Origin of the sequence: Candidatus Electronema sp. PJ, from assembly GCF_048287395.1 — a bacterium.
GTDB lineage: Bacteria > Desulfobacterota > Desulfobulbia > Desulfobulbales > Desulfobulbaceae > Electronema.
This window is the reverse complement of record NZ_JBLWEO010000005.1, coordinates 54,814-68,196: the sequence shown is the minus strand read 5'-3', so window position 1 is coordinate 68,196 and position 13,383 is coordinate 54,814. Positions and strand designations below refer to the sequence as shown.

At 51.7% G+C, this 13,383-nt stretch carries 13 protein-coding genes; 8 read left to right on the top strand and 5 right to left on the bottom strand.

The annotated features are described in order from the left end of the window. The coding region (locus ACNKIB_RS00755) for a hypothetical protein (protein ID WP_417908626.1) at positions 1 to 187 on the top strand (187 nt) is incomplete at its 5' end. A gap of 150 nt (positions 188 to 337) precedes the next feature. After that, the gene (locus ACNKIB_RS00750; RefSeq protein ID WP_417908625.1) at positions 338 to 1,477 is read left to right on the top strand and encodes a M20/M25/M40 family metallo-hydrolase; all 1,140 of its coding nucleotides are present in this window, start codon (positions 338 to 340) and stop codon (positions 1,475 to 1,477) included. A gap of 89 nt (positions 1,478 to 1,566) precedes the next feature. Here ACNKIB_RS00750 and ACNKIB_RS00745 read toward each other — a convergent pair whose 3' ends face one another. From ACNKIB_RS00745 to nifB, 3 genes are all read right to left on the bottom strand, one after another. Beyond that, the gene (locus ACNKIB_RS00745; protein ID WP_417908624.1) at positions 1,567 to 2,454 is read right to left on the bottom strand and encodes an outer membrane protein; all 888 of its coding nucleotides are present in this window, start codon (positions 2,452 to 2,454) and stop codon (positions 1,567 to 1,569) included. A 119-nt stretch (positions 2,455 to 2,573) separates the two neighbouring features. Beyond that, entirely contained in the window at positions 2,574 to 2,765 is a 192-nt protein-coding gene (locus ACNKIB_RS00740; protein WP_417908623.1) for a hypothetical protein, read from the bottom strand. A gap of 60 nt (positions 2,766 to 2,825) precedes the next feature. Beyond that, the gene (gene nifB / locus ACNKIB_RS00735) at positions 2,826 to 4,103 is read right to left on the bottom strand and encodes a nitrogenase cofactor biosynthesis protein NifB (protein WP_417908622.1); all 1,278 of its coding nucleotides are present in this window, start codon (positions 4,101 to 4,103) and stop codon (positions 2,826 to 2,828) included. A gap of 294 nt (positions 4,104 to 4,397) precedes the next feature. On the opposite strand from nifB, the gene ACNKIB_RS00730 reads away from it, so the two are divergent. Further along, a complete protein-coding gene (locus ACNKIB_RS00730) occupies positions 4,398 to 4,529 on the top strand; it encodes a hypothetical protein (protein ID WP_417908621.1) in 132 nt (43 codons plus the stop codon). A 442-nt stretch (positions 4,530 to 4,971) separates the two neighbouring features. Here ACNKIB_RS00730 and ACNKIB_RS00725 read toward each other — a convergent pair whose 3' ends face one another. Then, the gene (locus tag ACNKIB_RS00725) at positions 4,972 to 7,227 is read right to left on the bottom strand and encodes a hypothetical protein (protein WP_417908620.1); all 2,256 of its coding nucleotides are present in this window, start codon (positions 7,225 to 7,227) and stop codon (positions 4,972 to 4,974) included. A 261-nt stretch (positions 7,228 to 7,488) separates the two neighbouring features. Here ACNKIB_RS00725 and ACNKIB_RS00720 point away from each other — a divergent pair, with 261 nt between their 5' ends. From ACNKIB_RS00720 to ACNKIB_RS00700, 5 genes are all read left to right on the top strand, one after another. Then, the gene (locus ACNKIB_RS00720; RefSeq protein WP_417908619.1) at positions 7,489 to 8,259 is read left to right on the top strand and encodes an AAA family ATPase; all 771 of its coding nucleotides are present in this window, start codon (positions 7,489 to 7,491) and stop codon (positions 8,257 to 8,259) included. After that, the gene (ftsE, locus tag ACNKIB_RS00715; protein ID WP_417908618.1) at positions 8,256 to 8,972 is read left to right on the top strand and encodes a cell division ATP-binding protein FtsE; all 717 of its coding nucleotides are present in this window, start codon (positions 8,256 to 8,258) and stop codon (positions 8,970 to 8,972) included. The genes ACNKIB_RS00720 and ftsE overlap by 4 nt, the downstream gene beginning before the upstream one ends. Before the next feature lie 12 nt (positions 8,973 to 8,984). After that, positions 8,985 to 9,869: a cell division protein FtsX gene (locus tag ACNKIB_RS00710; protein WP_417908617.1), complete on the top strand. Its 885-nt coding sequence runs from the start codon at positions 8,985 to 8,987 to the stop codon at positions 9,867 to 9,869. Further along, entirely contained in the window at positions 9,866 to 11,020 is a 1,155-nt protein-coding gene (locus tag ACNKIB_RS00705) for a murein hydrolase activator EnvC family protein (RefSeq protein WP_417908616.1), read from the top strand. The genes ACNKIB_RS00710 and ACNKIB_RS00705 overlap by 4 nt, the downstream gene beginning before the upstream one ends. A 96-nt stretch (positions 11,021 to 11,116) precedes the next feature. After that, complete coding sequence (locus ACNKIB_RS00700) at positions 11,117 to 12,403, top strand: S41 family peptidase (RefSeq protein WP_417908615.1); 1,287 nt, start codon at positions 11,117 to 11,119, stop codon at positions 12,401 to 12,403. Here ACNKIB_RS00700 and xerA read toward each other — a convergent pair. Next, the gene (gene xerA, locus ACNKIB_RS00695; RefSeq protein WP_417908614.1) at positions 12,378 to 13,331 is read right to left on the bottom strand and encodes a site-specific tyrosine recombinase/integron integrase; all 954 of its coding nucleotides are present in this window, start codon (positions 13,329 to 13,331) and stop codon (positions 12,378 to 12,380) included. The genes ACNKIB_RS00700 and xerA overlap by 26 nt on opposite strands. Positions 13,332 to 13,383: the final 52 nt, after the last annotated feature.

Sequence of the window (13,383 nt, the reverse complement as noted above, 5' to 3'; positions counted from 1 at the left end):
TATGACGGAAGGCGGGGCCGCAGGTGCAGTCACAACCGTAACCGCGAATGGCGACATCACCTTGCAAGGCTTTGCGGGTTCACCAGTCACTACTCTGGATATCCGGGTACTGGAGTATGCCGCTTTGAAGGAACTGCTGCGCAATAATTACAATTGCAGGTTAGTGGATGTGCTGGTGGTGCAGTGAGGGCTGGGAGGAAAAGCGTGTTTTCTTTTAGATGAGCCTCGGAACAGCACCTCACCTTCTTGATGGAGTTGTGAGAACAAGGCATTGTGTCTTTTTATCCAATCTGCATTGCGGTAACAATCTCAACCTATACTGATAATGAACTTCCACATGCTGATTGACCAAGAGCGGTTGGCCCGTACCTTTATCCAGCTCTGCGAAACCGATAGCCCTTCTCGCGAAGAAGGCCGCATGGCTGTGTTGGTAACGGAAATGCTCTGCTCGGTTGGCGCGCCGCTACCCTTTGAAGATGATTCTGCAAGCAAAACCGGCTCGCAGTGTGGCAACCTGATCTTCCGCTTTGACAACGGTACTACAACACAGGAGCCACTGTTCTTGTGCTGCCATCTTGACACGGTTGAACCAGGCCGGGGCATTAAGGTGCTTCGGCAGGGTAATCGTTTTACCAGCAAAGGCGACACCATCTTAGGCAGTGATGACAAAGCTGCGATTGCAGCATTAATTGAAGCATGGCGGGTGATTCAGGAAAACAAGCTTGCTTATGTGCCGCTAGAGTTTATCTTCACAACCTGTGAGGAAATTGGCTTGCTGGGAGCAAAAGCACTCAATCCGCACCAGATACGTGCTCAGATGGGCTATGCCTTAGATAGCAGCGGCTTTGGGCGAGTGCTTATTGGTGCGCCTGCCTCGAACCGTTTCCGCATTACTGTGACAGGCATAGCTGCGCACGCTGGCCTTCATCCTGAAAAAGGGATTAGCGCGATCAGATTAGCCGCACAAGCTCTTGCCGCAGCTCCTTGCGGACGCATAGACAGGGAGACTACAGTCAATTTCGGTACGATTCAGGGCGGTACAGCCACGAATATTGTCCCAGAACAGGTGCTCATTGAAGGGGAAGTGCGCAGTCATTCCCCAGCCAAGCTGGAACGGCTAACCAAAGAGATAGAAACAGCCTTCCGCAGCGTGTTGAGTGCTTGGTGCGATCCTTCTGGGCAGGCGCAAGGTGTGCCTGAGCTGACGTTTCAGGTGGAACTTGATTTCCCCCAGATGCAATTGAACAGGGAGGATGCAGTTATTCGTCGGCTTACTGAGGCAGCAGCGAGGATTGGTTTGCCTTTAAGCTATGAGATTGCAGGTGGAGGCAGTGATGCCAACATCTTTAACGGTTGTGGCTTACCAACAGCGATTGTCGCCACAGGCATGACCAATGTTCATTCAACCGCAGAAGAAGTGAGCTTGGAAGATATGACGCAGCTAACGCAACTGGTTTTAGCTTTGATCACAGCTTGAAGGGAAGATACAAACAACACAGCTCCGGTAAAGCCAGCCAGTCAGCAGACTGACAGCTTTACCGGAGCTATCCAGAAAGGGTCTGTGCGTTAGAAAGAATATCTAAAGGCGGCATTGACTGAGCTGCTCTTCATGTCATCAAGTCGGATGAGATTGTGATCAGCACCTAGCTCAATGTCTGACAAGCGCATGTATTCATATCCCAGATCAACAGCCATGTTCGCTGTGAAGTCATACGCTACACCTGCGCCAACTTTATACGCAAACGTGGTCTCGCTGTCTTCAGCTCCGCTACTAAAGGCTATATCTGCCTTGCCTGCACCTAAGCCTGCCATGCCGTAGAGGGAAATTGGCTCGCAATGCCGTCCCAGATAAATACCAAAAGCAGAAAGAGGAATATGGTAGAAGCCATTGAACATCATGGTTCTTACCGACATATCTTCTAAGCCCTTGGTAGCGAAATCTGTGGCTTGGGTAGCAAGTTCAGCCTCAGCCCGGAAGTTACCGATCCTTCGTCCACCTGCAATGCCAAGACCATAACCAGTATCGGTATCTGCTTTGAAGCCGTATCCTGACTTATCCGAATCCATGGAACCACTCCAAATCATTCTGGCAATGCCTTTGACGTACCAGGGATTGTACTCGGCATTCTTGCGGTTTTTCAGGGCATCGAGTTCGGTGTCATGCTTATCGAGACGAGCGGAGTTTGCTTTGATCATCTCGTCCTGATGGCCCTGGCCTGCTTCCAAAGCATTGATCTGCTGATCTTGACGACCTTGGTCCGCCTGGAGTGCATTGATTTGCTCATCCTGGCGAGCTTGGCTGGAGTTCAGTCCGTCAATCTGATCCTGACAACCACCAGGGCAGGCATCATCTCCTGGACCTTTTGGCGGCGCATACTTAGAGCCGGCGAAACTATAGCTTGCAGCTGCGAAAAGCAGGACAGATGCTGCCGCTACGCTCAGTATTTTTTTCATTTTTTCCCCTTGTGTTCTATTTGTTCTGTCATTGCCGAACCGCTTCAGCAGAGTTTCTTCACCCAAATGATAAAGGAACAGCGCATGAAAAGCAAGGGGAATCGCATGAGTGCAATTTTTTACATTGCATCGGTTTGCTTTTGATTTTTTAGCTGAAAACAAGACAAAATATAGTCTATTTCTGTTTTGCTTCCGAGTAAAGAGACAATTTTTAGTACCTCTAGCAGAGCTTGCCAGGTCTCGACAAAGGGCATCTCCATGAGATTGAGCGAACCAACAGAGCGGTAGCGCGGATATTTTCTCCATTCCATCTGCTCAAGCTCTGTTCATTGAGCAATAGTTTTTTCTCAGCAGAGTAGCTGAGAGCCATCTCAGCCGCATCCTGTTCCTGCCCCTACACATACGCCCTTGTTGGAGGAACATTTCCGCATCCTGCCTTGCAGAACAGCCAAGTCCTTGCCTGTATAGATTGCCTCCAACCCCTTCTCGATAAAACCAGACATCACTACCGGTTTGATGCCCCGCTTACTTAATGCTTCCTTCGGCCCCTCGCCAAGATCGCTGACCAAGATGGCTCGACAGTCGCTGAGGATGCGGCTCAGGTTGAGCCAACGCTGTGCTCCTCCGCCCGCAGGCGGTGTCTGTCGTTCCTCAAGCAGTCGGTAGCCCTTGTCGCTGTCTGGCCCCCAGATTTGCAGCTTGGTCGCCTCACCGAGATGCTGATTAACCAAGACTCCTTCCTGCGTAGCCACAGCCACGTAAGGCCGCACTGCCGCATCAGGTTGAGGTAGCCTGGCGCAGGCACTCAGACAGCCGCGCATTTCTTCTGTTCTGTCCTCCTCTAACAAACCAACCGCATCGGCACGACAGCGAGTGCAGTGGCGCATCTGTGGGAGATACTGCTCGGCTTGGTTACGGGCAGTATTCATGAGTTCTTTGGACGGTTCAGGGATGTTTTCAAAGACCGTATCGGCATTAGGGAACATAGCCATGCAGTTGAGCAGATCTGCACCGAGTTGCTGCATGGTCTTGGCAATTTCAACAATGTGTTGATCGTTAATACCTGGGATCAGAATGCTGTTGATCTTGACCGTAATGCCGTACCGCTTGAGCTTCTCAATGGCACTGATCTGCCGAGCCAAAAGCAGTTCCGCTGCCTGCCTGCCTCGGTAGATAACCTTGCCGTCTCGCACCCAAGCATAGATTCGCTCGGTGACGGACGGATCAACGCCATTGACTGTCACCGTTACATGCGACACCCCAATCTCTGCTAGTTCCTCCACATGCGGTGCGAGGTTCAAGCCATTGGAAGCAAGGCAGAGGATAGTCTCTGGATAGTGCTTGCGGATCAGTCGCATGGTCTCCAGCGTGTTTTCGGCATTGGCAAAAGGATCGCCTGGCCCAGCAATCCCGGCCACTGATATGCGCGGCTCCTTTTCCAGTACCTTGCCCATGTAATATAGGGCTTGATCTGGGTTGAGCACGGTGCTAGTTACGCCAGGCCGCGACTCGTTAACGCAGTCATATTTGCGGTTACAGTAGTTACATTGAATGTTACACTTGGGAGCCACGGGCAAATGCACTCTGCCGTACTGGCCCTTCACTTTGGCGTTGAAGCAGGGATGGCGACTGAAGTCGATGTTGTTCATGGTTTCTGCTCCTATGTGCTGAATAAGCCTGCGGAGGAATCTTGCTGTTTATTTTCGGGCAGAACTCTCGTGAACCAGCTGCTGCCCGACCATGGGTTACAATGAGTCTTGCAACAGCTGTGCCAAACAGGGCGTTTACTGCTTTTTCACTGCCGTTTCAGCTGTATTCAACACCTTCAGATCAAGAGCGCGCACAAAGGAAACAGGTTTATTTTGTTGTGCTAACGACAAAAACGAAGAAGCGTTGCATAATTGTCGGCTCAAGGCAAAAGCAAGGTAGGGCAGCTTTTCCCTTTGCGGTTTTTTCTGCTTAACTCGGAGAAAAGACTCCTTTCTTGCTCGCTGACAAAGGAGTTTGGTTTGGCAAGAAAGGAGTTCTGCCGACTTGGCAAGGAGTTCTACTCGGTAAAACTCCTTTGCGGCTAATCAGAAAAGGAGTCTGGCCGAATAAGAAAGGAGTCTTGACGACTTGCAAAGGAGTTTGGCCGACTAAAACTCCTTTGCTACCGACTAGGAAAGGAGTTCTGCCAAGCCGAACTCCTCTTCTGCCGACTTCAACTCCTTTACAAACGAGCCAAACTCGTCCCTTGCGACCTACGCAAGATAGCGAATTTCGAAGAATTCGATGGCTACTTACTGCAAAGACTTCTTGTTGATTTATGCAGGAACTCGATGCGGCGCGAGAACGATGCGCGATGAATTGGAAAAAGGCTTCCTATCCTTTTTGTGCGGGATAGGAAACCTTTCCTGATGCTTGGCGGGTGAGTATCTGAATGTGCAGGAGATGGAAGTTCGACTCCATCTTTCCCAGGGAGAAGAGCCATTAATGGCCCCTCAACTCCATCGGATCAATCCAGAATGAGTGAGGTTACTTCTTTGTCACTTTGATGTAATCCTCACCTCTCGCCACACCGGTTAGAACCATTTTTACTTTTTTCCCCGGTTGAACAGTCTTGGCAATGGCGTTGGCATTAAACGAGATAACGAACTTGCCCTTACCTACCGCTGTAATATTACTGTGAGGAACGCCATTGAGCTGATAGCTTCCTGAAGAAAGGTCTGATGCGGTGTAATTCGTCAGGATAAAGCCTTCTTCCGCCGGTTCAGAATCCACCGTTCCGTCATTAACGACAAGGGTAGCGGTGTAGTTTCCTGCTGGCAGGATAATCTTAGTAATCGGAATATCCTCTACAGGAATTTCTCCTTTTGGGCCGGTCAACGTCCAGTCGAACGACAACTCATCGCCGTCATCATCATAGGAGCCGGAGCCGTCTAGAACGATCTCCATTTTCTGAAGAAGTCCAATCTCTGCCGAGAATCGCTCCTTAAGACCTTTTGACGAGAGATGTGCCTTCACCCATTTTCCTCGACGAGCTAGATTCAGTGACCGAGGCATAACTATCATGTTCACAGGTAAAGGAATTTTGGCATCACTGATTGGAGCAATTACAGCCACAGGAGGAGTATTCTCTGGTAATATGCCATCAATCAAGATATCTCTCAAAATGGGACTATCGTTAATACCATTTCCGTCTTGATCCGTGCTGCTTCGAGTGAATTCTACAGTTAGCTGAAGGCAGCGGTTACCGGTGAAGGATGCAATGCTTTCGCCATTCATTACCTCTTTTTTGCCGCTGAAGCTGGTGTTGCAGTCCTTGTCGCCTTCAATAAAGACTTTTATTGAGCTGTCACCTGGTTCGTCTGAATGCCAGCTCACGGTATTCCAGTTGACATTATCTATTCCGGCATCATGCACTACACTCCAACTGCCGTGATCAGGTGCGCCTATCAGGGTGCTGCCAGTCATGTCGCTGTAGTTGTATAAGTCTCCACCCAGGTTCACGGTGGTTAGGTCAACTTCTCCCACATGCACACCATTGACAACTGGCCCGGCATTCGGATCAATTCTTGAAGCGGTTTGACTATAGTAGTTGGTAGCCCATATTTTCCCCGCAGCATCAACAGCAACACCGGTCGGACCATTACCAACAGTTACACTGCCGACATAGGTTCCATCATTGAGAAGATGGTCGACGGTATTGCCGGATAATGAACCGGCAACCCAGACATTCCCATTTTTGTCAACAACACAGCCTTGGGCGTTCTCGCTTCCGTGAGGATAACTACCCAACAGAGCTCCATTAGGGGCAAATTTATTGATTAATCCTCCAGAAAGCTGGGTATTCCAAACATTCCCTTCCTGGTCAATGCACAATCCATAGCTGTCATGATAATATCCAGTCCAATTAACACCTGGCTGGTCGGAAGGCCCAGAAGGGATAATTCCTGCGGGTCCAGACAGAGGCAACGCTGTATCCCAGCGCAGTAACGGATTGGCTGACCAAATAACACCATTTTTGTCAATCAATCCGCCATAGCCGCCATAGCCTACTGAGGGTTCTTGACGGATGATCATGCCTGTATCTCCGTCAATCAGATCAAAATACTGACCTCCTGTTCCACTAATCCATACATCATTATCCTTATTGACAGATACATGCCGCGCACCAGTTGAATTTGTTCTAACATAGTGTAGGATACATTCATCTTCAGCGGTAGAAATACCACCGTAGGTGTTAGCACCGCCCGCATTGCTCCAGCCGCGAACATCATTTTGGCCTGTTGAGGTATCAATCACACCATTGCCATTCCGATCAACACACTGGCCGTTTTCTTTGAGGCCGATATGAATAACAGAACCCATTGGCCTGTCAGTTGCCGGAATACCGGAACCTACGGCACCAGCAGGAACATCTTGGCCTTCATCGCGATTAGTAACCCAAGCATTGCCATTCTTATCAACCGTGGTGCGGGAGGGATTTAGCCCCATGCCATCAGGGGCAGTTTTGTATTCACCTAGCACCTCCCCGGTTTCCGTATTGATTTTAACGACTGTTCCTTTTGATGACACCGCTATCCAAATAAAACTGAACGGCTTCATGGTATCATCAAGCTGAAGCTGATCAGGGACGCTATGCACCACATTGATAGCTGTGCCCTTATCAAAATCAGCATTTAAGGTAAACTCGCCATCTGGCGGAACTCCTGCCGCAAGGGCAAGCTGCCAGGGGATGAGACAGGCAAGCACCGCGGTCAATCTTGATGCAGGCAAATTAATTGTCATTACGTAATCCTCCTTTCAAGTTAAAAGGTTATATAGCTTTATGCTACAGCTGTTCTATAATTCAATAGAAAAAAATATGCAAGTGAAATAAAAAATTATCGGCAGAAAAACTTGCATCTACCTTAACCGACAGGCCAGCCATATAAAAAAGCCTCTGGTTGCCAGTTTCTGCCCTCCATTCAGCTTGGAATCAGCTGCTTTTTTGGGTATGATAAAAAACATTCTTCAGTCCGCAGAAAACACCTCGACAAGAGAAGACAAATGACCCAGATCATCGCTCTCGCAGGTAAAGGAGGAACTGGCAAGACGACAACTGCCGCTCTCCTGCTCAAATATCTGACTGCCCACAAGATGACCCCGGCTTTGGCGGTAGATGCCGATGCCAACGCCAATCTCAACGAGCTGCTTCATCTGGATGTCCGCACCACGCTGGGCACGATCCGCAAGGAACTGAAGGGCGACATTCCGCCAGGCATGAGCCGCGATCAATATATGGAGATGAAAATCCACCAATCGCTGATTGAGGAAGAGGGCTTTGACCTGATGGTGATGGGCCAGCCTGACGGCCCAGGTTGCTACTGCGCGGCCAATCAATATCTCGCCATGAGCATGGATCGGCTGGCAGATAACTACCAATACATCATCGTGGATAACGAGGCAGGCATGGAGCATCTCAGTCGCCTCAATCTGCGCAAGATTGATTACCTGTTGATTGTCTCTGATCCGTCTGCACGCGGCATTCTCACCGCTCGCCGGATTGCCGAATTGACCGGGCCGCTCCAGCTAGACATCCGGCAGCAGTATCTTATCGTCAACCGTGCCCCTGATCCCATTCCGTCTGCCTTGCAGGAAAAAATTGATGCTGCCGTAGTTGAGGCCAACATGCAGTTAGCGGGCATCATCCCAGCCAGCGAGGAGTTGGTCAGTCAGGAATTGAGTGGCGAATCGTACCTCCAGTTAGCTGAGGACTCCAAGGTCATTCAGCAGGCCTTTGCGATCTTTGATCGCATCTTCAAAAGCAAAAAACCATGAGCGGCGAAGAGAAAAAGCTGACGATGATCGATCTGGCCAGGGTCACTAAGACCTTTCCGCCAGATGTTCATGCGCTGGCTGATGTTTCTCTGCGCATCCGCCGAGGTGAGATGATCTTTCTCACCGGTCAGAGCGGGGCTGGCAAAACCACGCTGCTTCGGTTGCTCTGCGGCATCGATTGCCCGGATAAAGGCTACATCGAAATTGCCGGCTATGACCTGAGCCGCATCTCTGGGGGCGATCTCCAGAAGCTGCGCCGCCGTATCGGGGTGGCTTATCAGGACTTCAAACTCCTGCCTGACAAGACCGTGGCCCAAAATATCGCGTATTCGATGGAAGTCTCGTATCGGAGTCGGCAATTCATCCGTAGCCGCACGGAAAAACTGCTGACTGAGCTGCATCTGCTGGATAAGTACGATGCCTTAGCCGGGAGATTGTCGCGTGGCGAGCAGCAGCGGGTCTCTATAGCCAGAGCTGTGGCCAATGAGCCGGAACTGATTCTCGCGGATGAGCCAACCGGCAACTTGGATGCGGAGACCGCTGAACTGGTGATGCAGCTGTTCCGCCGTTGCAACGAGCAAGGCACCACGCTGCTCATTGCCACCCATGATCAAGCCATCTACAATTTCCCAGGCAGCAAGGTGATCCGAATTGAAAACGGGCGACTGGCGATTCAGAAGCCGCCTGCCTTGGTTAAAAAAAGCAGCGGCTAAGAAGGCAACGACATGAACTTTCTGCTTGCGGTCTTCAGCCAGACAGGGCGCAGTTTAGTCGAGACCTGGCGCAGCCAGCTGCTCTCTTTAATGACCATTACGCTGTCAGTACTGATCTTCACCTTTTTCTATCTGGTCTATAACAATGCCCTCCACGTTGGCAATCGGCTGGATAACGACCTGCGCCTGATTGTCTATTTAGACGACCAACCAGACGCAGCTTTGCAGCAGGAATATCGCCACAAAATCGAAAAATTCGACAAGGTAGAGCGGATTGAATTCGTCTCCAAGCTGGAGGCCTACGACCGTTTCAAAGGCCAGCTCAATGACAGCCAGGATGTGCTGAAAGACATCCCTAAGGATTTCTTACCGTCCTCCATCGAAATCTATCCGCGCCGAACGCTGGAAAGCCTGTCGCGGATCAAAGGCTTTTCTGAGTATTTGGAGACTCTGCCCGGCGTACTGAAAGTGCAGTACGGCAGGGAATGGGTGGAGCGGTTCTATTCGTTCATCCAGTTACTGCGAGTGGTGGTCTTTCTTTCCGGCAGCCTACTGATCTTGACCACCACGTTCATGATCGGCCACTCCATTCGCCTGACCGTGTTTTCCCGCAAAAAGGAACTGGAGCTGCTGCGCTTGGTTGGTGCATCGAATAGCTACATCCGGGTGCCTTTTTTCCTCGAAGGTGCACTGCTCGGCTTGCTCGGCTCTATTGCTGGCATGGCTTCGCTCTACCTGCTCTTCCGCTGGATTCAAGCCGCCTTTGCTGGCAAGGCCGAGGGCATGTTCTCCTTCAGCTTTTTTGACGCGCCAACGGTCTGTATGATCATTGTCCTGTCCATCTTACTCTGCGCGGGCGGCAGTTTTGTCTCTATCCGCAAGATTCTCAGCGTATGATGCACAAGGGAAAACAACTGGCCGCCACTGTTCTTGCTGCCGTGCTATTTTGCGCTGCTTGGCCCAGCTTGGGCCAGGATGCAGGCAAAGTGCAGATTAAGATTGGCCAGCTGCGCGAGGAAATGGCTCTGCAAGAGGAAAAGCTCCAGCAGAGTACACAGGAGGAGGTTGCAGTTTTAGACGAGCTGGACAAGATCAGCAGCAAGATGGAGGAACAGCAGGAAAAAATTAACCTCCTTCAGAAGCAACTTGAGGTGCAGCGGCAGAACTTGGCCAAAACTCAGGCCGTGCTCAATCAGACCATGCAGGAGCGGGACAAGGCTTTGCAACACATGCTCAACCGGCTGCGGGCTTTTTACATGATGGGCAGGCTTGGCGTGCTCAATGTCACCTTTTCCAGCAAAACTCTGCCAGAGCTGATGCTGATGACCGACTCCTTCCGCAGCTTGGCCGCCTATGACCGGACAGTCATTGAAAAGTACCGGGAGAGTTTGACCGCTCTGAAGCAGGCGCAAACCGCCCATGAGTTGGAGGAATCGCTGCTGGAGGAATTGGTGCGGCAAGCTGAGGAGCAACAGCAGGCCCTGACTGTTCTGCGCACGCAGCGAGAAGAAGTGCTGACCCGGATTAAAACCGAGCAGGGTCTTTATCGCTTGGCGATGCAGGAAATGCGGCAGGCTGAAGCGCGGCTCATCCGCTCCCTGTCCCAAGAAGAACCGGACTTCCCCTCTTACAACGGGCCAGGCCTGCTGCCGTTCAAGGGCAAACTTCCCTTGCCTACAGACGGCAAGATCATTCACCGTTTTGGTGAGGTACTCAAAGAGGGGCTGCGCAAAGGCGAGAAGGTTAACGGCCTACACATCGCGGTGCAGCCTGAGACCGAAGTGCGAGCCGTGCAGAAAGGCCTGGTCATCTCCGCAGGCTACCGCCGTGGCTACGGCAACGCGGTGATTATTGATCATGGCCAGAACTGGCGCACCGTTACTTCCCGCTTGGATGCCGTTTTGGTCCGGGAAGGCGAGGAAGTTGCCCAAAATCAAAAGATCGGGATCAGCGGTGATCTTGCCACGCTCTATGAGCCAGGCCTGTATTTTGAAATCCGGCACGGTTCCTCGCCCCAAAATCCCCTTCAGTGGCTGAAGGCAAACTGATCTGCACGGGATGCTTTTTTTTATTCTTCTGCCAGCCTGTTTTGCGGTATAAGAGAGAAAGAGACTGTCAGGGTCAAAAAACTATCCCGAAATGCTATGAAACATCCGCTGCTCCGCCTGTGCGTGTCCGTTGCCCTTTCCATTGCCCTCTTCTCGGTTCCACTTGCTGCCGAGGAGCGGAGCAGCAATCGGGAGGCGGAGTTATATGGCAATCTGGAAACCTTCGCCACCATCCTCGACCTCGTACAGAAGCATTACGTCAAGGAAATCAGCAGCAGCGACATCATGCTGGGTGCAGTCAACGGGATGCTCGGTGCGCTCGATCCACATTCCTCTTATCTCTCCCCCAAAGATTTTAAAGAGCTGCAAGAAGATGCCAGTGGCAGCTTTAGCGGCGTGGGCATTGAAGTAACAGTGAAGGATGGCATGCTTACCGTGGTTTCGCCGATAGTTGGCACGCCTGCCTTTGAGAAAGGCATCAAGGCAGGCGACCGGATCGTCAAGATCAACGGCCAAGCAGCCAAAGAGATGACCCTGAACGACGCAATCAGAGAACTACGAGGGAAGATTGGCGACAAAATAACGCTGACCGTCAGCCGTGATAACCTGCCGCATGTGCAGGACATCGTTCTGACCCGCGCGCTCATCCCGCAGCATTCGGTGCTTGCCGCCAAACTTGCCCCTGGTCTGCATCATATCCAGATCAACAATTTCCAAATTGATACGGCCCGCGATTGCCAGGAGGCTTTGAACAAGGCAGCCAAGCAAGAACCGATCAAAGGGCTGATTCTTGATCTGCGCAATAACCCTGGCGGCCTGCTGGAACAGGCAGTCAACGTGGCTGACCTGTTTATCCCAGAAGGTTTGATTGTTTCAACCAAGGGCCGGGGCCAAGAGCAGCAGTTCTTGGCTGATCCCAAGACCGAGAAATACACCTTCCCTGTAGTGGTGCTGGTGAACGAAGGATCAGCCAGTGCCGCAGAGATCGTGGCCGGAGCACTCCAGGATCATCAACGGGCAACTTTGCTTGGCACCAAGACCTTTGGCAAAGGCTCGGTACAAACAGTCGTGCCACTGCCTGGCGGAGCTGGTCTGCGCCTGACCACAGCCCGTTATTACACACCCAGCGGCAAATCAATCCAGGAAACTGGCATTAGCCCGGACATTGTGGTGCCGTTTGAGGACAGCGAAGAAGAGATGAGCAGCGGGATGTTCTCTGGCCAGATCCGCGAGAAAGATCTGCTCCATCATTTTGAGAACCTGGAGCAGCAGGCAAAGGAGAAAAAGGCCAAGCAGAGCCAAGCCCAGGAGCTTGAGCAGCAATTGGCAGAGGACAATCAGCTCCGGGCAGCTCTGTTCATTCTTCAGCATCTCCCGCAGTGATGCGCTTGCCTGCCTTGGGATGCGCCTGGTCATAGACCTTGTTCAGGTGGGCCATGTCAAGATGGGTATATCTCTGGGTAGTGGAAAGACTCACATGGCCAAGCAGCTCTTGCACCATGCGCAAATCCATGCCCATTTCCAGCAAATGGGTGGCAAAGGAATGGCGAAGGGCGTGCGGCGTGACCTGCACGTTGATTCCCGCCCGTAAACCGTAATGCGCCACCATCCGTTCCACGCTGCGTACAGTTAACCGGGAGCCTCGGCTGTTGAGAAAAAGCGCATCCCGCTCTGGCTTGTCACCCCGGGTGATGCGGCTGGCAATGAGCTGGCTCCGTCCAAGAAACCACTGCTGTAAAGCCTCTTCTGCGGCCTTACCAAAAGGCGCAAGCCGCTCCTTATTGCCTTTGCCTCGGATTTTGATCATGCCAGCCGCGAAATCCAGATCAGCTACGTTCCCAGCCACCGCTTCTGAGACCCGCATCCCGGTTGCATAGATCAATTCCATGACTGCTCGGTCGCGCTGACCAAAGCTATCAGTGTTCTTCGGCTCTGCCAGTAAGCTGAACACCTCGTCCACAGTCAAAAATACCGGGATATGCTTGGCCAACTTTGGTCCGGCTAACCCGGCTAGGGGATCAACGGTCAGTAACTTCTGGCGGCGGCAGTGGAGAAAAAATGCCCGCAGGGAGGATATCTTTCGGGCCACAGACGCAGCGGAGTTGGCCAAATAAAGGGAGGCTACATATTTCTGCACATGCAGTGCGTTGATCTCGGCAATGGCTATTTCTCCGCCGAGCTTGCGAAAAAATTCCTCGACATCGCGGCTATAGCTCTCCACGGTGTGTGGTGAGTAGCCGCGTTCGATGCGCAGCCAGTCGATGAAGCTGTCTCTGTAGTTTGGGTTCATAATGGTGAAGACACAAGGCAAACCAAGTCGCTCCAACTCCTTTGCTAGTCGGCAACACTGCTTTACGGCTTAC

Coding starts and splice junctions, on each gene's coding strand:
- ACNKIB_RS00710 (WP_417908617.1), top strand. CDS start 8,985: ATGAACTTTCTGCTTGCGGTCTTCAGCCAGACAGGGCGCAGTTTAGTC.
- ACNKIB_RS00740 (WP_417908623.1), bottom strand. CDS start 2,765: ATGGAATGGAGAAAATATCCGCGCTACCGCTCTGTTGGTTCGCTCAAT.
- ACNKIB_RS00745 (WP_417908624.1), bottom strand. CDS start 2,454: ATGAAAAAAATACTGAGCGTAGCGGCAGCATCTGTCCTGCTTTTCGCA.
- ftsE (WP_417908618.1), top strand. CDS start 8,256: ATGAGCGGCGAAGAGAAAAAGCTGACGATGATCGATCTGGCCAGGGTC.
- ACNKIB_RS00705 (WP_417908616.1), top strand. CDS start 9,866: ATGATGCACAAGGGAAAACAACTGGCCGCCACTGTTCTTGCTGCCGTG.
- ACNKIB_RS00720 (WP_417908619.1), top strand. CDS start 7,489: ATGACCCAGATCATCGCTCTCGCAGGTAAAGGAGGAACTGGCAAGACG.
- ACNKIB_RS00750 (WP_417908625.1), top strand. CDS start 338: ATGCTGATTGACCAAGAGCGGTTGGCCCGTACCTTTATCCAGCTCTGC.
- ACNKIB_RS00725 (WP_417908620.1), bottom strand. CDS start 7,227: ATGACAATTAATTTGCCTGCATCAAGATTGACCGCGGTGCTTGCCTGT.
- ACNKIB_RS00700 (WP_417908615.1), top strand. CDS start 11,117: ATGAAACATCCGCTGCTCCGCCTGTGCGTGTCCGTTGCCCTTTCCATT.
- nifB (WP_417908622.1), bottom strand. CDS start 4,103: ATGAACAACATCGACTTCAGTCGCCATCCCTGCTTCAACGCCAAAGTG.